Source organism: Asanoa iriomotensis (genome assembly GCF_016862515.1).
Taxonomy (GTDB): domain Bacteria; phylum Actinomycetota; class Actinomycetes; order Mycobacteriales; family Micromonosporaceae; genus Asanoa; species Asanoa iriomotensis.
In genome coordinates, this window is sequence record NZ_BONC01000049.1 from 1 (window position 1) to 15,841 (window position 15,841).

A 15,841-nucleotide genomic window follows, 5' to 3' on the forward strand; every position below is an offset into this window, starting at 1 on the left:
TGGCCCGGCACGTCGGCGACCTGGACGCCGCCGAGCGGTGGTTCGACCGCTGGAACACCGCGCCGCGCGACGACCTCTCCGACTGCGTCGGTTGCGACCCCACCGGCAAGGCGCTCTGGCTGGCGGCCAGCGGTCGCGACGAGGAGGCGATCGCGCTCGCCGAGCCGGTGCTCGCGGGCCGGCTCTCCTGCACGGAGCAGCCGCAGGCGATCTACACGACACTGCTGCTGCCGTACCTGCGCACCGGCCGGGCGGATGCGGCCCGCGACGCGCACCGCCGGTCGTACCGGCTGCACCGCACCCACCTGGCCGACCTCGGCGACATCGCGCAGCACGTCACGTTCTGCGCGCTGACCGGCAACGACGTGCTGGGCCTGGAGATCGTCGAGCGGCATCTCGACTGGCTCGACCGCTCGCCGACCCCGTTCGCGACGATGACCTTCGCCGCCTCGGCCGCCCTGGTGCTGGGCCGGCTCGCCGGCCGGCCGGGGTTGACCGTGGCCGGCCGCCCGGTCGGCGCGGTGGCGGAGGAGCTGACGGCCCGGGCGCTCGACCTGGCGGCCCGGTTCGACGCCCGCAACGGCACCGACCACCAGTCGCGGCTGGTCCGGGAAACGCTCACCGCGGCACCCATCGGCGACGGCGTCCGGCTGGCCGCCGCCGGATCCCGGTTCGCGCCGGCCCGCCCGGTCACCGAGCCGGTGGCCGGCCGTCCGGTGCCGGCGGACCCGGTGCCGGCCACCGACGGCCCCGACGAGCTGCTCGACCTCGCCGACGCCGCGTTCCGGGAGCGCCGCGAGGAGGCGGCGTTCGCGGCGTGGGCCGCGTTCGACGACCGCTACGGCGCCGCGGAGCTGACCGACCTGCAACGCGCCCGCCGGGCCGACGGCGCCGGCAGCCGGGCGGCGGACGACGAGGACCACGCCGGGGCCGAGGCGGCCTGGCAGCTCGCCGACCGGCTCTACGCGGCCGCGGGCGACGAGGTGCGCCGGCAGGTGGTGCGTGGCCGGCTCGGGATGGGCCTGCTCCGGCAGGGCCGGGTCGACGCGGGCCGCGCGCTGATCGAGGAGTCCACCGCACACCTGGTCGCGCACGCCGGCCCCGACCGGCTGGCCCGGGCCTACCTGCGGCTGGCGTACGCGGAGGCGGCCGGGGGCCTGCTGCCCGAGTCCGTGGCCACCGGCCGGACCGCGGAGCAGCATGCCGACGCGGCCGGCGACCCGTCGGTGCGCGGCCAGATCCTCGCGCTGCGGGCACAGACGCTCGGCCGGCTCGGCGAGGTCGCCGAGGCCGAAGCGGCGGCCGCCGCCAGCCGAGAGCAGTTCCGTCCCGCCGGCCCACCCGACGAGCTGGCACACGCCTGCCTGCTGCACGGCGTCACGCTCCGCCAGCTCGGGCGCTTCGACGAGGCGCTGGCCGCGTTCGACGAGGGCGTCGAGGTGCCCTGCGGCGCCGCCATGCGCCGGCTGGTCGGGCGGCAGCGGGCCGGCCTGCTGGCCAACTCGGCGCGCGCCGCGGAGGCCATCGCCCCGCTGGTCGAGGAGATCGCCGCGCTGACCGCCGGCGGCGACCGGGACGCCGTGCCGCAGACGCGGTACGAGCTCGCCATCGCCTACCTGAACGCCGGCCGCGCGCTGGACGCGGCCGAGGTGGCCGAGGAGGCGCTGGCGGCGTTCGAGGCGGCGGCCGACGAGCAGGCGCTGGCCGTCCGTGACCTGCTGGTGGCGGTCTACGAGGAGCTGGCCGAGCACGAGTCGGTGATCGCACAGCTGTCGGCGATGATCGACGCGATCGCCGGCCGCGACGAACCCGAGGCGCTGGCCCGGGCCACCGAGCGGCTGGCCGAGACGCTCGACCGGCTCGACCGGGACGCGACCGCGGCCACCCGGTTCGCCGAGGCGGCGGCCGCGTGGTCCGCCGCCGGCCGGCCCATCGACGGGCTGCGGGCCGCGCGCCGGCACGCCACCTCGTTGCTCTGGGCCGGGCAGCCGGAGGCGGCGCTGGCGGCGTTGGCCGAGGCCGACGCGGCCGCGGTGCTGCTGCCCGACGAGCCGCACGCGGTCTGGGAACGGTCGATGCTCGACTACGACGCGGCTCGGCTGCTCGACCGCACGCAGCGGTCCGACCGCGCCGACGAGGCGATCGCCCGGGCCGCCCGGGCCGGCGACGGCTTCCGGTCGCTCGGCGCCGGCGCCCAGGTCGGGTTCGCCGGCCTGCTGCACGGCGACCTGCTGCGCCGGGCGGGCCGGTCCGGCGAGGCCGCACAGGTGCTCGCCGCGGCGCTGGCGTCGGTGCCCGACGACGAGCCGGCGCTGCGCGGGCAGTTGGAGAGCGCGCTGGCCTCCGTACACGATGACCGGTTTTGATCTGCCTTGTTCGGGGAATCCCGATCGCATGCGAACCGCTGACGACACGCCCGCCATCGCCGAGGTCTCCCCGGGCATGGAAGTACGCGACGCGACCGGCGTGCCCATCGGGGCCGTCGGCGCCGTGCAACAGCCGGACACCGAGGTGCGGCCCGAGCTGCCCGCGGGGCCGGCCGAGCTCTACATGGCCACCGGCTACCTGCTCGTCGACGGCGGTGAGCAGTTCGAGAACGACGTGTACGTCAGCGGCGAGCAGATCGACCACGTCACCGGCACCGGCGACGGCGCCCTCGTGGTCCTCAATGTGAGCTGGACCGAGTTGGACCGCGCCGTCGACTGATTCCTTCCTCAGGAGCGGTACCGTGGCGCCATGATCGAGCCGCAGGCGGTGCTCGCGCCGCTCAGCCGGGCCGCGCTCGTCCTCGTGGTGACCATCCACGACGGCGACGACGCCGCCTCCCGCACCCGCGACCTGTGCGGCGACCTGTCGGGTCTCGTCCGCTCCGTCGGCTTCCGCGACCTCGACGCGCAGCTGTCCTGTGTGGTCGGTTTCGGCGCGGACGCCTGGGGCCGCATCTTCGACACGCCGCGACCGGCCCGGCTGCACCGCCTGCCGGCCATCAAGGGCGAGCGGCACGAGGCGCCGTCGACGCCGGGCGACGTGGTGTTCCACATCCGGGCCGGCCGGCCGGACCTGTGCTTCGAGCTGGCCACCCAGATCCTGACCCGGCTCGACGGAGCGGCCGTCGCCGTCGACGAGACCCAGGGCTTCCGGTTCTTCGACTTCCGCGACCTGCTCGGCTTCGTCGACGGCACCGAGAACCCGACCGGCGACGCGTCGGCCGAGGCGGCGCTGATCGGCGCCGACGACCCCGACTTCGCCGGCGGCAGCTATCTCGTGGTCCAGAAATATCTGCACGACCTCGACGCCTGGAACAAGCTGCCGGTCGAGGCGCAGAACCGGGTGATCGGCCGCGACAAGCTGTCCAACGTGGAGCTGCCCGACGAGGTCACGCCGTCGTCGGCGCACCGGATCCTCACCACGATCAAGGACGACGAGGGCAACGAAATCAAGATCATGCGGGACAACATGCCGTTCGGGAGCCCGGCGGCGGGGGAGTTCGGCACCTATTTCATCGGGTACGCGGCCAGCCCTACCGTGATCGAGCAGATGCTGCGCAACATGTTCATCGGCAACCCGACGGGCAACTACGACCGCATCCTCGACTTCTCCCGCGCCGTGACCGGCAGCCTCTTCTTCGTGCCGTCGCTGACGATGCTGGACACGCTGGGTGACTGAGCTGGCCGAGGCGCCTGGACCGACGGTCGGCGCAGAACCAGTGAGGCTTTGAGGCCTCACGTATTCGGGTGATGCGGGCTCAGGTCCCTCCTCGGCAGCGTTGATCCGTCGCTTCCGAGAGGACGGGGGTCCGCGATGCCGTACGTGACCGTGGGTCAGGAGAACACCGAGCCGATCCAGCTCTACTACGAGGACCATGGCGAGGGCACGCCGGTCGTGCTCATCCACGGCTACCCGCTGAGCGGGCAGTCCTGGGAGAAGATCTACTGGCCGCTGCGGGGCCGGCACCGCATCATCACCTACGACCGCCGCGGGTTCGGCAAGTCGTCGCAGCCGGGCGGCGGCTACGACTACGACACGTTCACCTCGGACTTCAACATTCTGATGGAGACGCTGGACCTGAAGGACGCGGTGCTGATCGGCCACTCCATGGGCACCGGCGAGATCACCCGCTACCTGGGCCAGTACGGCTCGGACCGGGTCCAGAAGGGTGTGCTGCTCAGCCCGCTGGCGCCGATGCTGCTCAAGACCGACGACAACCCCGAGGGTGTCGACGGGTCGGTCTTCGACGGCATCAAGGAGTTGTGCGCCAAGGACCGGCTGGTCTGGATCAAACAGTTCTTCGACCTGTTCTTCAACGTCAAGGACACCATGGGCAACCGGCTGTCCCAGGAGGCCTGGAACGCGCACTGGAACGTCGGGATCACCGCGTCGCCGATCGGCACGTACGAGTGCGTCGACTCGTGGTTGACCGACTTCCGCGAGGACGTCGGCAAGATCGACGTGCCGATGCTGGTCGTGCAGGGCACGGCCGACCAGGTGCTGCCCTTCGCGTCCACCGGCAAGCGGCTGCCGCCGCTGGTCAAGGACCTCAAGCTGGTGCCGATCGAGGGCGCCCCGCACAGCATCCCGTGGACACACGCGCAGGAGTGCAACGCGGCGATCAAGGAATTCATGAACGAATAGACACAAAAGAAACCTGTGCGTCGGATGTGAAGATCGGGCATACGGCGGTTGCGCACTGTTACGGTACGAATGCAGTCAGTCACCGGACGAAGGGCTGCGGCGCGCGCGCTACCCGGTAACACCATCGAACGAACGGGGTTTCGCAATGTCTCTGCTTGGCCTGATTGGTGGCGCACTCGGTGGCGTGGTCAACATCGTCGGCGGTCTCCTGACCGGCATCGGCGGCATCCTCTTCTGACGCGACAGGGGGTGCCTGGACCGCACGGGTCCAGGCACCCCTGCCGCGTGGTGCGTCACCTCACCAGGTCGAGTTGCTCCCGCCTAACGCGAGCAGCACCTGGTCGTACTGGTTCCCGTCGTTGTCGTCCGTGTAGCAGACCGCGATCTCGCCCCACGCTGAGACCGCGAGGCCGAGTTGGTCCTGCCGCCCGGTCGTGGTGCCGCTGTAGGTCTGCGCCGGCAGCCGGCCCGCGGTCGTCCCGTCCCGGTTGAAGCCGCGGGCCCAGACGTCGACACCCGCGGCGGTCCACCCGACCACCGCGTTCGCCTGGTCGTCGATGCCCACCGCCGGTGCCGCCGCGCCGGCGGCGTTGGTCACCTCGACGTCGCCGTGCCGCGGGTCGCCGGCCGCGGTGAACGACCGCTCCCAGATGCCGGGCGTAGCCGTGTGGTCGGACTGCCATGCCACCACGAAGTCGCCGGTGAAGTTGGCCGCGACCGCCGGCCGCACCTGCTGGCCGCCGCCGTTGAGGTTGGCCGCCCGCCGGGACAGCGTGACCGCGCCGTTCGCCTTGGCCAGCCGGACCAGGCCGATCTGGTAAAAGCCGTTGCCGTCGCTGTCCTCGTCCCACACGATCGTCGCGTCGCCGGACGCCGACACCGCGATGTCGGGCCGGTGGTGCGCCCCGGTCGACTGGCTGGCCACGACCTCGTACGCCTTGGTCGCGACGTTGGTGTAGCCGGCCGCCCTGATCGTCGTGAGGCTGCCCTGGACGTCCTCCCAGACCACCGAGAACGCGACCGCCGACGGGCTGCTCGGCGTGCCGTCCGGGTCGACCGCCACCTTCGGGGTGAGCTGCTGGCCGGCCGTGTCCGCGTTCACCCGACCCTGGCCGAGGATCGTGCCGGCCGGTGAGATCACCCGGTAGACGACGTTGAACACGCCGTTGCCGTCGGGCTCGTCGTTCCAGACGACCACCGCGTTGCCCTTGTCGTCGAGGCCGACGTCCGGGTTGACGTGCTTCCACGGCACGCCCGCGGTGCCACCGGCGGAAAGCTTCTTCTCGTACGCGGACGTGCCGTTGCGGAACAGCCGCACGTAGATCTCGGAGTTGGTGTTGTCACCGGGGTTCGACTCGGCGCGGTCGTCCTCCCAGACCACGGCGACGTCGCCGTTCCGGTTGGTGGCGACCGCGGCGGTGTCCTGGTCGCCGGTGGCGACGCTGTTGGCGGTGGAGACGGTGACGCCGGCGGGCACGGCGAGCAGCGCCGCCAGGATGGGCAGAAGCAACGTCAGCTCCTAGAGGGCCTGGAGGCCTGGGCGGCCGTCGAGGATGGCGAACGAGCGGGTGGTGGTGACGGGGGCGCCGTGCTCGGTGACGGTGGCGACGGCACGGAAGTCGGCCCGGATCTGCGTACGCGAGATCGTGGTCCGGGTGTAGCCCCGGCGGTCCTGGTGGAAGCGCAGGTGCGGGTTCGTGCCCACGTTCGGGACCGTGGTCGTGCCGCTGCCGTTGCCGCCCGAGGTGATCGACGTGCAGACCAGCTCGGTGCCGATCGTCGCCGAGTTGGGGTTGGCGTAGTCCGCCTTGAGGTCGTTGGCCCACGCGCGGTGCACGTCACCGGTGAGCACGACGGGGTTGCGGACGCCGCGCTGCTGCCAGCCGGCCTGGATCCGCGACCGGGACGCCCGGTAGCCGTCCCAGGCGTCCATGCTGGCCGCGCCGGTCGAGGTGAACTGGCGGGCGAAGAACACCTGCTGGCCGATCACGTCCCAGGTGCCCAGCTTCTGGCCGAGGCCGTCGAGCAGCCACGCCTCCTGCGCGGCGCCGGTGATGCTGCGGCTGGCCAGGTCGGCGTCGGCGCAGACCTTGCTGCCGTCGCCGCACGCCTGGTCGTCGCGGAACTGCCGGGTGTCGAGCATGTGGAACGTGGCGAGCTGACCCCAGCGGACGCGGCGGTAGAGCTGGATGCTGTTGCCGTTGTTCGCCGAGCTCGGGCGCAGCGGCATGTTCTCGTAGTAGGCCTTGTAGGCGGCGCTGCGCCGGGCGGTCCACTGTGCGGCGGTCAGCGCCGGCGTGTTGTTCTCCCGGACGGTGCCGGCGTAGTTGTTCTCCACCTCGTGGTCGTCGGGCACGACCAGCCACGGCGCGGCCTGGTGGGCGGCCTGCAGGTCCGGGTCCGACTTGTAGAGCGCGTAGCGGCGCCGGTAGTCGGCGAGGCTGACGATCTCGGCGCCGACGTGCTGGCGGACACCGCTGCCCGCGCCGCCCTCGTAGATGTAGTCGCCGAGGTGCAGCACGAGGTCGGGCCGGTCCTCGGCCATCCGCCGGTACGCGGTGTAGTAGCCGCTCTCGTAGTGCGCGCAGGACGCGAACGCCATCGTGAAGTCGCGGCCGAACGTGCTGGTCGCGGGCGCGGTGCGGGTGCGGCCGACCGGGGAGAGGTGGCCCTGCGCGCGGAACCGGTAGTAGTAGTCGGCGTCCGGCGCGAGGCCGCCGGCGACCACGTGCACGGAGTGGGCGTCGGCGTAACGGGCGGTGACCGTACCCTGTGCGACCAGCGTGGCGAAGGTGTCCGTCGTGGACACTTGCCAGTCGACGGTCACGTCGGCGTTGGCCATGCCGCCCTGGCCGTCGGCGTTGAGCGGGGTGGGCGCCAGGCGGGTCCACAGGACCACGCTGTCGGCGGCGGGTTCGCCGCTGGCGACGCCGAGCTTGAAGGGGTACGGGAGCGCCGCGAGGGCGCCGGACAGGGGGACGATCGTCGTGCCCACAGTGGCCAGTCCACCGAGGACGAAGATGCGTCGGCTGAGCCTCGTCATGGCCAGCACATTGACGGCGTTAGATGAATGGAAGATGATCTCCGAGGGTCCTGCCGGCTGGCCATGAGGTGACCGCCACCTGTGCAATCGGTGCCGCGCGGGCGCACGGCGTACGCTGTCGGGATGCGCACGGCCGACGCACCGGCCGCCCGGCCTACCGCGACCGGGCGCCACCTGTGCTGGGCCTACGCCGATCGGGACGAGTTCCTCGGGCAGGCCCGCGACTTCCTCGCCGAGGGTCGCGCCTCCGGGGCGGCGGTCCGGTTGGTCGGCGACGGCCTGCCCGACGTCGAAGGGGTGCCGGCCGAGCCGGTGTCCGACGTCTACGGGGTGGTCGACCCGGCCGCGACCGTTTCCTACTGGGCCGCGGCGCTCGCGGACGCGCTGGCAGCCGGTCACACCGGGCTGCGGGTGGTGGGCGAGGTGACCCCGTTGGTCCGGTCCGCGGCGCAGATCGCGGCCTTCGCGGCTTACGAGCACCAGGTCGACCGGTTGATGGCCCGGCATCCGCTGTCGGGGATGTGCGCCTACGACCGGCGCCGGGTCGACCCGGCCGCGCTGAGCGACCTGGCCAGCCTGCACGCCGTGCACAACCTGCCGGGGGTGTCGTTCCGGCTGCATGCCGTGGCCGGCTCGGGTGACCTGGCGATCTCCGGAGAGCTCGACGTCACCGGCATGGCGGCGCTGGCCCGGTTGCTCGACCGGGTGGCGCCGACGGTGGTCGACGGCGAGCTGGTCGTCGACGCCCGCGGCCTCGACTTCGTCGACCATCGGTCGCTGATGCAGCTCGCCTCGTACGCGCGGGGGCGGGGCGCCACGGCGGTCCTGCGCACGCCCTTGCCGGCGGCCGCGCGACTGGTCGAGCTGTTGCGCGTGCCCGGGCTGCGGGTGGAGGCGCGATGACCCGCACCGGCGCCGCGGCCGGCCACGTCGGCTACTTCCACGAGGCGGTCTGCTACGACAGCGACGACGAGTTGCTCGCCGTCGCGCTGCCGTTCCTGGTCGGCGGGGTCGACTCCAAGGAGCCGACGGTCGTCGCCCTGGGGCCGGAGAAGGCGGATCTGGTGCGGCGCGCCCTGCCTTTCGCGGCCGCGGCCGCGGTGACCTTCCTGACCGGTGGCAGCGTGTACGCCCGGCCGGCGGGGGCCATCCGGGCCTATCGCGAGCTGCTCGCGGGGCATGTCGCCGACGGTGCCGGGCAGATCCGCATCGTGGGTGAGATACCACGGCCGTCGCTGGGGGCCACGTGGCACTGGTGGGCCCGCTACGAGTCGGCGATCAACCACGCGTTCGACGAGTTTCCCCTGTGGAGTCTGTGCGCCTACGACACCCGGGTCGCGCCGTCGGCGGTGATTTCCGACGTCCTGCGTACGCACCCGCGGTCGCTGCATGCGGACGGGCGGCACGAGCCGAGTGCGACGTTCGCCCAACCGTCGTCGTTCCTGACCGCGTGGCCGCCGGTCGCCGTCGACCCGTTGGAGGCCGGGCCGCCGCTGATCACGCTGGTCGACCCGACGGCGGCCGGGGCGCGGCACGCGGTGCGGCTCGTCGATCCCGGGTTGCCCGGCGACGACACCGAGGAGCTGGTGATCGCGGTCAGCGAGGTGGTGACCAACGCGCTGCGGCACGGTCGTCCGCCGGTGCGGGTGCGCTACTGGGCCGGGTCCGACCGGATCGTGGTGTCGGTGACCGACGGCGGGCCGGGGCCGAGCGATCCCTACGCGGGGCTGCTGCCGTCGCGGGACTCGACGACCGGTGGGCTGGGGCTGTGGATCACCCATCAGTCGTGCAACTACGTGACGTTCTCGCGCGACGAGTCGGGCTTCACGCTGCGGTTGACGGCGGGCAACCCGAACTGAGCCACTGTACTGTCAACTTGGGTTGACGGTTCTGGCCGGTGTCAACTACGGTTGACGCCATGGTTGACGTCGTTGTCGTCGGTGCCGGGCCGGTCGGGTTGATGGTCGCGTTCGAGCTGGCCCGGCTCGGCGTCCAGCCCGTGGTGTTGGAGGCGTTGCCGGCGCCGAGCCTGGAGCCCAAGGCCAACGGGATCGTCGGGTGTGCGGTGCCGCTGCTGCATTCGCGGGGGTCGTACGCCCCGTTGGGCGGGCGGGGTCGTGTTCCGCGGCCGGCGCCGCGGTTCATGTACGGGGGATTCCCGCTCGACCTGCGGCGGTTGCCGGACAACCCGGTGTACGTGTTGCCGGTGCCGCAGCGGCGGCTCGAAGCGGTGCTGGCGGCGTCGGCGGGGGTGCCCGTGCGGCGGGGGCACACGGTTTCCGGGATCGCACCGGACGCTTCCGGTGTGACGGTTTCGGTCGAGGGGCCGTCGGGTGCGTACTCGCTGCGGTGCGCGTATCTCGTCGGTTGCGACGGCGCGCATTCGCTCGTCCGGAAGGCGGCCGGGATCGGGTTTCCCGGTGTGTCGGACGACGGCGTGGTCAGCCGGAGCGCGCATGTCGTGCTGCCGCGGCGTGCGCTGACGCGGTTCACCGGCCGGCTGCGGGGGCCCGGCGGCCCGTACCGGCCGTATCTGTTCCACCGGACCCCGCACGGGGTGTTCTCGTTCGCGCGGTTCGGCAGCGGGCCGCACCTGTTGACCACCCTGGAGTGGGGCGGCTCGGTGGACGAGACGGTGCCGATGCGGGTGGGTGAGCTGCGGTCGAGCCTGCGGCGGGTGCTGGGGGTCGAGGTCGCGTTCGGCGCGCCGCCGGCGGCCGGCGGTCCGTACGTGCTGCGGCGGTCGACCGCCCGGCAGAACCGGGTGGCGTCGTCCTACGCGGCCGGTCGGGTGCTGCTCGCCGGGGACGCGGCGCATGTGGTCGCCGGGTTCGGTGGGCCGCTGCTCAACCTGGGTCTGCTGGACGCGGTCGACCTCGCCGCCCGGCTTCGGCGCGGTGACGTGTCGGGTTACGACGCGGCACGGCGGCCGTTCGCGGAGCGGGTGCTCGCGTCGTCGGCGGAGCAGTCGGCCCTGCTCGCGCCGGGTCCGGAGGTGGACGCGGCCCGGTCGCTGTTCGCGGCGTCCCTGCGCACCGAGGCCGGCCTGCGCCGGGTGGCCGACACGATCGCGGGCGGCTGAGGTTTTCTGTCGTACCCCTCGGGCACGATTCGTGGGCAGCCATGAAGAGGGAGACGATGATGATCGGAAAGCTCAAGACGGTGGTCCTGGACGCGGCCGACATCGCCGGCCTGTCGCGGTTCTACCAGGCGCTGGCGGGTTGGAAAGAGGTGTGGGCCGACGAGGAGTGGGTCACGCTGGAGACCCCCGACGGCTGGCGGATCGCCCTGCAGTCGGCGCCGGACCACCAGCCGCCAGAGTGGCCGGGCCAGTCGCGCCCGCAGCAAGCCCACCTCGACCTGCGGGTTCCCGACCTTGAGGCGGCCCTGACCCACGCCACGTCGCTGGGCGGCACACTGCTGCGCCGCAACGAGACGTGGCTGACGGTCGCCGACCTGGCCGGCCACCCCTTCGACCTGTGCCTGAAGGCGGACGACCCCAACACCACGGTGATGGGCGTGATGCTCGACTGCCCGGACGTCAAGACCCTGAGCCGCTTCTACGCGGAGCTGCTCGGCAAGCCGATCACCTACGAGGCCGACGGCATGGCCATGCTCGGCGACTACGGCGCCCAGCCGGTGACGTTCCAGCAGGTGGCCGACTATGTGGCCCCGCAGTGGCCGGATCCGGCCTTCCCGCAGCAGATCCACCTCGACCTCATGGTCGACGACCTCGACGCCGGCGAGCGGGCGGCGGTCGCCGCGGGCGCCACCCGCCTGCCCGCGGGGTCAGACACCTTCCGCGTCTTCACCGACCCGGCGGGCAAGCCCTTCTGTCTGACGATCTCTTCATAGAGAAATCCGGTGCGGGTTGTCGGATCGGGCCGCGCGCGTTCGTGGGAGGGGTGAAGGGTCGCCCATTCGGGCGCCAGCCGGACGAGCCAGCGAAGGACCACGATCATGAAGCTCAGGACCGTCACCATGGTCACCGTCGACGGAGTGATGCAGGGCCTCGGCGGGGCCGACGAGGACCGCCGGGGCGGGTTCGAGCGCGGCGGATGGGTCGCGCCGATGTTCGACGCCGAGGGAGGGAGCTACCTCAACGAGGTCTACCGGAGCGCCGAGGCGTTCCTGTTCGGCCGGCACACGTATGACATCTTCGCCGCGTCCTGGGGGACCTGGGCCGACCCGGGCGACAACCCGATCTGGACGGCGTTGAACACGCGGCCGAAATACGTCGCGTCGACCACGCTCACCGCGCCGCGGTGGTCCGACACGACGGTCCTCTCCGGTGACCTCGCGGCCGCGATCGGCGACCTGAAGGCCGAGGGCACGGGTGAGCTGCAGGTGCACGGCAGCGGCAACCTGGTCCGTTGGCTGCTCGACCACGGGCTGGTCGACGAGATCACCCTGCTCGTCTGCCCCGTGGTGCTCGGCCAGGGCACGCGGTTGTTCGCCGACGCCGGGCCGGACGTGGCGCTCGACCTGATCGAGTCGCGGACCACACCCAAGGGGGTCACGATCCAGAGCTTCCGGCCCACGGGCCGCCCACGCTACGAGACGGCCTCGGCCGACCCGACCGCGTGAGCCGGCCGACGATGGGAGCTGGAGGGATGACCAGCGCGCTGCGTGACCTGCTGGAGCGGCACGTCGCGGGTGGCGCGGTCCCGGGCGTCGTCGCGAGCCTCGGCGCGAGCCTTGGTACCGGCCTAGGCGCGGGCCCCGGCGCTCTCCCGGGCAACGGCGTCGGCACGGCCCTCGGCGCGGCGGAGCCCGAGATCGTCGCCGTCGGGCGCGTGTCGGTCGGCGGCGCGCCAATGCGCGCCGACGCGATCATGCGGGTGCGGTCGATGACCAAGGCGGTCACCGCGGTCGCGGCCCTGCGCCTGGTGGCGGCCGGCAGCCTGGGGCTCGACGAGCCGGTGGAGCGGTGGTTGCCCGAGTTGGCGGACCGGCGGGTGCTGAAGAGCCCGACCGCCGACCTGGGCGACACGTCACCCGCCGTTCGGGCGATCACGCCGCGGCACCTGCTGAGCTGCACGTCCGGCTACGGCATGATCGTGGCCGAGTCCCCGCTGCAGCGGGCGATGGCCGACGCCGAGATCGCCGTCGACGTCGAGCCCCGGACGCTCGCTTCCGACGATTGGCTCGCCCGGCTGGCGGCGCTGCCGTTGGCTTTCGAGCCGGGCGAAGAGTGGCGCTACCACCACTCCTTCGGCATCCTGGGCATCCTGATCGCCCGGGTGGTCGGCCGGCCGCTGCACGATCACCTGACCGACGACCTGCTCGTTCCTTTGGGTCTGCACGACACCGGGCTGTGGGTCCCGCCGGGCAGCGTCGACCGGCTGGTGGCCGCCTACCGACAAACCGACGCGGGTCTGGTCGAGATCGAGCCGGCCGCGGGCGGCTCCTTCGCCGGGCGACCACCGTTCGACGTGAGCCACGCGGAGCTCGTCTCGACGGCCGGCGACTACACCCGCTTCGCCCGGATGCTGGCCGACGGCGGCCGCTTCGAGGGGCGCCGGATCCTGTCGGAGGAGCACCTCCGCCTGATGACGACCGACCAGGTGCCGGCCGCGGCCAAGACACCCGACAGCTTCTTCCCGGGCTTCTGGGACAGCACGGGCTGGGGCTTCGGCCTCGGCGTCGACACGGCGGGCGAGCACGTGGGCCGCTGCGGCTGGTCGGGCGGCCTGGGCACCAACTTCTTCGTCGACCCGGACGGCACCGTCGGCGTCCTACTGACCCAGGTGGAGATCGGCGCCTGGACCCAGCCCCTGCTCGCGGAGTTCCACGCCCTGCCCGCAGCGGCGTGAGCCTCGCAGGAGACTGCCGCCGACGCCCTCGATCGGCGACGGCCGGCCCACCGGTCGCCGAGCTCCAGCCCGTTCTGACCGTGGCGGGTTGATGTCGGTCACCGGTGGCGGCCGGGCGTTCGTGGGACGGGGCGGCATGGCGGATGTGCTCGGCGTCGAGGCCGGGTGCCGATGTCGGCTGCCGAGGTCCGGCCTTCAGCAAAGCCAACCCTGGCCGACCGGGCCCGACAGCCTGCGGCGGGCGGACGTGGCGCGTCTGGTTACCGTGATCCGGCCCGTTCTGGCCGTGCGGGGCTGATGTCGGTCAGTGGTGGTGGCCGGGCGTTCGGGGGATGGGGGCGGCGTGTCGGATGTGCTCGGCGTCCAGGCGGGCGCTGATGTCGGCTGCCGAGCCCGGCCGTCCGTAGTACCAGCCTTGGCCGACCGGGCAGCCCAGGTCGGCGAGCACCTGGTGGACCCGCGCGTCCTCGACCCCCTCGGCGACCACGCGCATCTCCAGCGTCTCCGCCATCTCGATCACGGACCGGAGCAGCGCGCGGTCGACGCGTCGGTCGGCGACCTGGCTGACCAGGCTCTTGTCGACCTTCAGCTCGGTGAGTGGCAGGCGGCGCAGGTGCTGCAGGGACGAGAAGCCCGAGCCGAAGTCGTCCACGGCGAGGCCTATGCCGGCGTCGGTGATGCGGGCGACCGCACGGTCGACCTGCTCGCCCTCGGAGATCAGCTCACCTTCGGTGACCTCCACCGTGAGCTGGCCGCGGGCGAGCCCAGCGGCGCCGACCGTCCGCAGGAGATGTTCGACGAAGGCGTCTCCGGACAGGTCGCGCACGCTGATGTTGACCGCTGCCGCGATGGGCCGGCCTTCCTCGTTCCATCGCCGGAGCTGTGCGGTGACCTCCTCGACCGCGCGTTGGGTGATGCGGCCCATCAGCGCCGTCGGTTCGGCGACCTCCACGATCGTGCCGGTGTCGACCGCGCCTCGCTGTGGATGCCGCCAGCGCAGCAGGGCCTCGACGCTCGCCAGGTCGCCGGTGGCCACGTCGACCTGGGGTTGGTAGGCGAAGGTGATCGTGCCGCCCTCGGGGCGGTTGTCCAGCGCCGCGTTCAGGTCGCGCAGGATTGCCAGCCGGCTCGCCCGGTCGCTGACCGGCATCGGAGCGAAGACCTCGGCCGGGCGGCCGGCGCCGGCCGCCGTGCTGGCCGCGGCGTCCGCGTGCCGCAGCAGGGTGGTGAGGTCGTCGCCGTGCTCGGGCGCGAGGGCGACGCCGACGGTGCCCCGGATGTCGAACGGCACGCCCGCCACGACCGCCGGGCGGCCCAACGACGCGACCGTCTCCCGGGCGACCCGGACCGCGGTGTCCGCGTCGTGCCGGCCCGGGAGGACGATGCCGAACTCGTTGCCCTCGACGCGGCCGACCGCGTCGTCGGTGCCCACCGCGGCTTGCAACCGTCTGGCGACCTCGATGACGAGCTGGTCGCCGACCCGCCGGCCGTACGACTCCCGGACGTCCCGCAGGCGGCTGCCCTGGAACAGCAGAAAGGCGAACTCGGTCGGATCGGACTTGGCCTCGTCGCGACCCAACAGGCGGGTGACCACGTCCTCCAGGCCGCGTCGGCTCAGCACGCGGGTCAACGTGTCCCGGCGCAGCGCGCGGGTCTGGCGCTCGAGGAGGTACGCCAGTTCGACCATCCCCACGACCGGCAGCAGGAGGACGGCGAACGCCCAGCCGCGCGGTTCGGCGACCACCACGGTGCTGACCAGGAACAGTGAAGCGCTGGCCAGTATGTTGAGGCCGAGACCCCTGGTGAAGGTGGTGCGCCACGGTCGACCCGTGGCGAGCCGGTCCGCCAGCAGCAGGATGCCGTAGCTGACCAACAGCGCGGCGCCGATCGCGAGCACCACCGCCCCAGCGGTCGAGCCGTCGAAGCCCTCAGGGCGCCGCAGGGTCCCGACGCCGGTGGCCCACAGCACGGCATCGGCCGCGGCCAGCCCGCCGGTGTTGCGCACCAAAACGAGCGCCGTTTCGCGGCGCGACAGGCGGGCCCGCAGGCAGCCGAGCAGGTTGGCGATCGCCTGCACGACCAGGGCGGGACCAAGCCCCCAAACGAGCAGGATCCCGAAACAGAAGCAAATCGAGAGGAAGACGGTGCTGCCCTTGTGCCGCCGATCCCAGCCCGCGATGGGCCGCACGTCGGCCAGGACCGCGACGGCGGCGAGGATCCAGAACCCGTCCTGCAGCACGTCCACCGCCTCCCAACGTCGTCGGGTAGCTGCTCAACGGTACGTCTCCGACCCCGCGTGATCACCAAAATCCGGCCGGGGACGGGATACCCATCCATGGCAGACTCTGGC

Annotated in this window: 13 protein-coding genes; 10 read left to right on the forward strand and 3 right to left on the reverse strand. The window is 72.6% G+C overall.

Going from position 1 to position 15,841, the window contains the following annotated elements; translation table 11 throughout:
• From Air01nite_RS28245 to Air01nite_RS28260, 4 genes are all read left to right on the forward strand, one after another.
• Positions 1-2,366 (forward strand): hypothetical protein (locus Air01nite_RS28245; protein WP_203706363.1); only part of this gene is annotated, 2,366 nt, incomplete at its 5' end.
• A 28-nt stretch (positions 2,367-2,394) separates the two neighbouring features.
• The gene (locus Air01nite_RS28250) at positions 2,395-2,706 is read left to right on the forward strand and encodes a hypothetical protein (RefSeq protein ID WP_239091021.1); all 312 of its coding nucleotides are present in this window, start codon (positions 2,395-2,397) and stop codon (positions 2,704-2,706) included.
• 30 nt (positions 2,707-2,736) lie between these two features.
• On the forward strand, positions 2,737-3,666 hold the full coding sequence (locus Air01nite_RS28255; protein WP_239091022.1) for a Dyp-type peroxidase: 930 nt from the start codon (positions 2,737-2,739) through the stop codon (positions 3,664-3,666).
• Positions 3,667-3,801: 135 nt separating this feature from the next.
• Positions 3,802-4,632 carry an alpha/beta fold hydrolase gene (locus Air01nite_RS28260; RefSeq protein ID WP_203706364.1) on the forward strand — a complete coding sequence of 277 codons (831 nt, stop codon included), beginning with the start codon at positions 3,802-3,804 and terminating at the stop codon, positions 4,630-4,632.
• A gap of 298 nt (positions 4,633-4,930) precedes the next feature.
• Here the strand turns inward: Air01nite_RS28260 and Air01nite_RS28265 are convergent, their stop codons facing one another.
• Together Air01nite_RS28265 and Air01nite_RS28270 are read right to left on the reverse strand one after the other, a co-directional pair.
• Positions 4,931-6,142: a hypothetical protein gene (locus Air01nite_RS28265; RefSeq protein ID WP_239091023.1), complete on the reverse strand. Its 1,212-nt coding sequence runs from the start codon at positions 6,140-6,142 to the stop codon at positions 4,931-4,933.
• Positions 6,143-6,151: 9 nt separating this feature from the next.
• On the reverse strand, positions 6,152-7,675 hold the full coding sequence (locus tag Air01nite_RS28270; protein ID WP_203706365.1) for an alkaline phosphatase D family protein: 1,524 nt from the start codon (positions 7,673-7,675) through the stop codon (positions 6,152-6,154).
• A 123-nt stretch (positions 7,676-7,798) separates the two neighbouring features.
• Between Air01nite_RS28270 and Air01nite_RS28275 the strand changes: the two genes are divergently transcribed.
• The 6 genes from Air01nite_RS28275 to Air01nite_RS28300 all read left to right on the forward strand — a co-directional run bounded on the left by Air01nite_RS28275 (position 7,799) and on the right by Air01nite_RS28300 (position 13,491).
• On the forward strand, positions 7,799-8,578 hold the full coding sequence (locus Air01nite_RS28275) for an MEDS and STAS domain-containing protein (protein WP_203706366.1): 780 nt from the start codon (positions 7,799-7,801) through the stop codon (positions 8,576-8,578).
• Positions 8,575-9,534 carry an anti-sigma factor RsbA family regulatory protein gene (locus Air01nite_RS28280; RefSeq protein WP_203706367.1) on the forward strand — a complete coding sequence of 320 codons (960 nt, stop codon included), beginning with the start codon at positions 8,575-8,577 and terminating at the stop codon, positions 9,532-9,534. Before Air01nite_RS28275 ends, Air01nite_RS28280 begins: the two co-directional genes overlap by 4 nt.
• A gap of 59 nt (positions 9,535-9,593) precedes the next feature.
• Entirely contained in the window at positions 9,594-10,757 is a 1,164-nt protein-coding gene (locus Air01nite_RS28285) for an FAD-dependent monooxygenase (RefSeq protein ID WP_203706368.1), read from the forward strand.
• A 41-nt stretch (positions 10,758-10,798) separates the two neighbouring features.
• Positions 10,799-11,530 carry a VOC family protein gene (locus tag Air01nite_RS28290; RefSeq protein ID WP_239091024.1) on the forward strand — a complete coding sequence of 244 codons (732 nt, stop codon included), beginning with the start codon at positions 10,799-10,801 and terminating at the stop codon, positions 11,528-11,530.
• A 105-nt stretch (positions 11,531-11,635) separates the two neighbouring features.
• A complete protein-coding gene (locus tag Air01nite_RS28295; RefSeq protein ID WP_203706369.1) occupies positions 11,636-12,262 on the forward strand; it encodes a dihydrofolate reductase family protein in 627 nt (208 codons plus the stop codon).
• Between the two features lie 26 nt (positions 12,263-12,288).
• Positions 12,289-13,491 (forward strand): serine hydrolase domain-containing protein, encoded by a 1,203-nt coding sequence (locus Air01nite_RS28300; RefSeq protein WP_203706370.1) that lies wholly within the window; start codon positions 12,289-12,291, stop codon positions 13,489-13,491.
• A 304-nt stretch (positions 13,492-13,795) separates the two neighbouring features.
• Here Air01nite_RS28300 and Air01nite_RS28305 read toward each other — a convergent pair whose 3' ends face one another.
• Positions 13,796-15,736, reverse strand: a complete 1,941-nt coding sequence (locus tag Air01nite_RS28305) for a putative bifunctional diguanylate cyclase/phosphodiesterase (protein WP_203706371.1) — start codon at positions 15,734-15,736, stop codon at positions 13,796-13,798.
• Positions 15,737-15,841: the final 105 nt, after the last annotated feature.